The organism is Bacillus sp. ES1-5 (genome assembly GCF_022487605.1).
Taxonomy (GTDB): Bacteria; Bacillota; Bacilli; order Bacillales; family Bacillaceae_G; genus Bacillus_A; species Bacillus_A wiedmannii.
The window spans coordinates 1-3005 of sequence record NZ_JAKVPU010000025.1 but is presented as its reverse complement, the minus strand read 5'-3'; the positions used below and the strand labels follow the sequence as shown (position 1 = coordinate 3005).

Annotated in this window: 3 protein-coding genes and 1 pseudogene; all 4 read left to right on the top strand. The window is 36.0% G+C overall.

Annotation, left to right across the window (positions count from 1 at the left end; all coding sequences use genetic code 11):
- The first annotated feature begins 43 nt into the window (after positions 1–43).
- The 4 genes and pseudogenes from MKO96_RS29035 to MKO96_RS29020 all read left to right on the top strand — a co-directional run bounded on the left by MKO96_RS29035 (position 44) and on the right by MKO96_RS29020 (position 2977).
- On the top strand, positions 44–730 hold the full coding sequence (locus MKO96_RS29035; protein WP_240589332.1) for an IS6 family transposase: 687 nt from the start codon (positions 44–46) through the stop codon (positions 728–730).
- 342 nt (positions 731–1072) lie between these two features.
- The gene (locus MKO96_RS29030; protein WP_128975390.1) at positions 1073–1342 is read left to right on the top strand and encodes a 2TM domain-containing protein; all 270 of its coding nucleotides are present in this window, start codon (positions 1073–1075) and stop codon (positions 1340–1342) included.
- 291 nt (positions 1343–1633) lie between these two features.
- Positions 1634–2211: pseudogene (locus tag MKO96_RS29025) on the top strand (IS3 family transposase); the annotation flags it as partial.
- A 79-nt stretch (positions 2212–2290) separates the two neighbouring features.
- Positions 2291–2977, top strand: a complete 687-nt coding sequence (locus MKO96_RS29020; protein ID WP_240589332.1) for an IS6 family transposase — start codon at positions 2291–2293, stop codon at positions 2975–2977.
- Positions 2978–3005: the final 28 nt, after the last annotated feature.

Genomic DNA, 3005 nt, shown 5'->3' with positions numbered 1-3005 from the left:
AACCTAGTTACAATCTAGAAAAAAGAGGCGAGGAGAATTACACATGCGATATTTTAAAGGAAAACAGTTCAAGAAAGACATTATTTTGGTAGCCGTCGGCTACTACTGTCGTTTTTCTTTAAGCTATCGCGATGTCTCTGAAATTCTGAAAGAACGTGGAGTTTCGATTCACCCAACAACCATCATGCGTTGGGTTCATGAATATGGAAATCTCATTTGTCAGATTTGGAAAAAGAAAAACAAATCTGTACAGCTATCTTGGCACCTGGATGAAACCTATATCAAAGTGAAAGGCGAATGGTGTTATCTCTATCGAGCAATCGATAATGATGGACACACATTGGATATTCAACTTCGCAAAAAACGAGATCATCAAGCGGCATATGCCTTTATGAAAAGACTAGTAAAAACATTTGGAGAACCAACGGTTCTCACAACAGACAAGGCTCCCGCGTTACTTTGCGCGTTCAATAAATTAAGAGAACAAGGCTTTTATAAGCATGCCACCCATTGTACAATCAAGCACTTGAATAATCTCATCGAACAGGATCATAGACATATCAAGCGACGTTTTTCCAAATCCGCAGGATTTCAAAGTCTTCGCCATGCTTCACGTACATTGAAAGGAATCGAAACCATTCATGCTATCTATAAACAAAACCGCAGTTTGCGACCAAACCGCGGTTTTTCAACGTACAATGAATTGCAAAAATTACTTACAATTGCATAAGATTTAATTGTACTCACCCTAAATTTTTTATCTGTTAAGAAACTTTGCAACAGAACCCTCATTTTTAAGGACATAAAATATTTTAAATTTTTTTCGTTCATATGAACGAAAGTTCATTTTATTTTCCTTCTTAAGTTGATGGGCATGTATGGCAACCCCTACAAGCCCACCAATAAAACGATAACCCACCTATTTCCTTAGGTAGGTTATCGCTTTATTGCACACTATCAAAGTATACTCTCTTTTTTTTCATAAACTTTATGTAATTATACATATTCGGAACAAATTACACGAAACAAATAATTAATATGGTAAAATAAGTAATGAAAGAGGTGTTTAAAGATGGAGCGAGATGAGATTTATTTACGAGCTAAAAAAAGGGTGGGGAATTTAAAAGCGTTTTACATTCATTTAACGGTCTATATACTAGTCAATCTTATGCTTTTTTTAATAAATGTAACCTCTGACTCAAGTGAATTATGGTTTTTATATCCACTTGGAGGTTGGGGAATAGGTATTGTTATACACGGTTTGACAACTTTTCCATTAGGGATATTCGGAAAAGAGTGGGAAGAACGAAAGATTAAAAAATATATGGAGAAAGATAAGTAAAACTATTTCTGGAATTTATGAATATAAGGGCTTATATCAGAAATTACATTTAAGGGGACCATCAAAAGGGGCTTCTTTTATTTAAACCAATAGCAATTATCGTAGGCGCTGCCGTGATCTTGGTGGCGTCTTGTTTGTTGTTAAGGGATAATAAGGGGTGATAAAAATGCAATTTTATTATGTGTTGTTCCCCCATGAAAACAAAAATATTATCTGTATAGGCTACACTGAACTAGACAAAAAAATTAAGGTCAAGTAGACTACAACTAATATATTTGAGGAGAATCTACTATGACGAAAAATAAAAGAGAAAGAAGAACCTTTACAGCGGAATTTAAGCACCAAATGGTTCAACTGTATCAAAATGGGAAACCAAGGAAAGACATCATTAAAGAATACGGATTAACACCATCATCATTGGATCGGTGGATCAATCAAAATCATACGTCTGGCTCGTTTAAAGAGAAAGATAATAAGACCGCTGAACAATTAGAGTTGGAAGCGTTAAGAAAACAAAACAAACAACTTCTTATGGAAAATGATATTTTAAAGCAAGCGGCGCTGATACTAGGACGAAAGTAAAAGTAGTGAAGAATAACCTACATAAATACTCGATATCAGCAATGTGCAATGTCCTACAATTATCAAGGGCAACGTATTATTATGAAGCCAAACAGGCACAAGATACAGTAGATGAATTGTCACCACTTGTGAAAGAAATCTTCCGAGAGAGCCGTCAGAACTACGGAACACGAAAGATAAAAGTGGAACTACAAAAGTTAGGATATGTGATTTCACGTCGCCGTATTGGACGGATCATGAAGAACCAAGGTTTAGTATCTAACTATACAATTGCACAATTTAAGCCGAAGAGAGTTAACTGGGTTCTGTTGCAAAGTTTCTTAAACCTAGTTACAATCTAGAAAAATGAGGCGAGGAGAATTACACATGCGATATTTTAAAGGAAAACAGTTCAAGAAAGACATTATTTTGGTAGCCGTCGGCTACTACTGTCGTTTTTCTTTAAGCTATCGCGATGTCTCTGAAATTCTGAAAGAACGTGGAGTTTCGATTCACCCAACAACCATCATGCGTTGGGTTCATGAATATGGAAATCTCATTTGTCAGATTTGGAAAAAGAAAAACAAATCTGTACAGCTATCTTGGCACCTGGATGAAACCTATATCAAAGTGAAAGGCGAATGGTGTTATCTCTATCGAGCAATCGATAATGATGGACACACATTGGATATTCAACTTCGCAAAAAACGAGATCATCAAGCGGCATATGCCTTTATGAAAAGACTAGTAAAAACATTTGGAGAACCAACGGTTCTCACAACAGACAAGGCTCCCGCGTTACTTTGCGCGTTCAATAAATTAAGAGAACAAGGCTTTTATAAGCATGCCACCCATTGTACAATCAAGCACTTGAATAATCTCATCGAACAGGATCATAGACATATCAAGCGACGTTTTTCCAAATCCGCAGGATTTCAAAGTCTTCGCCATGCTTCACGTACATTGAAAGGAATCGAAACCATTCATGCTATCTATAAACAAAACCGCAGTTTGCGACCAAACCGCGGTTTTTCAACGTACAATGAATTGCAAAAATTACTTACAATTGCATAAGATTTAATTGTACTCACCCTAAATTTTT

What these genes read in the sequence shown, in the direction of transcription:
- MKO96_RS29035 (WP_240589332.1), top strand. Translation starts at nt 44, where the DNA reads ATGCGATATTTTAAAGGAAAACAGTTCAAGAAAGACATTATTTTGGTA.
- MKO96_RS29030 (WP_128975390.1), top strand. Translation starts at nt 1,073, where the DNA reads ATGGAGCGAGATGAGATTTATTTACGAGCTAAAAAAAGGGTGGGGAAT.
- MKO96_RS29020 (WP_240589332.1), top strand. Translation starts at nt 2,291, where the DNA reads ATGCGATATTTTAAAGGAAAACAGTTCAAGAAAGACATTATTTTGGTA.